This window comes from Paraburkholderia sp. SIMBA_027 (assembly GCF_046535315.1).
Taxonomy (GTDB): domain Bacteria; phylum Pseudomonadota; class Gammaproteobacteria; order Burkholderiales; family Burkholderiaceae; genus Paraburkholderia; species Paraburkholderia tropica.
The window spans coordinates 1-259 of sequence record NZ_JAWRWY010000965.1 but is presented as its reverse complement, the minus strand read 5'-3'; the positions used below and the strand labels follow the sequence as shown (position 1 = coordinate 259).

1 protein-coding gene is annotated in these 259 nt (G+C 54.8%); it reads left to right on the top strand.

The annotated features are described in order from the left end of the window. Nucleotides 1-259, top strand: a 259-nt coding sequence (locus SB764_RS41975; RefSeq protein ID WP_410867032.1) for a DUF2391 family protein, incomplete at both ends; no start/stop codon positions are given.

Genomic DNA, 259 nt, shown 5'->3' with positions numbered 1-259 from the left:
CTGATGACCATGGAAATGTGGTTTCTGGGCCTCTATGTCAATTCCTGGCGGCTTCTGCTGCTCTGCATCCTGAACCTGCCGCTGCTTTTCCTGCTCGCCCGCCGCATCGGCTTTGAAAATATTCATTCCCGAACACAGGCGCTACGCGATGCGATAACGGCCTATGGGCTTGGCATTGCCGTCAGCGCCGCCGTGCTTTTGCTGTTCGGCATTTTTTACGATCAGCTCACCACCTCAAATCTCATCGCCAAAATCGCCC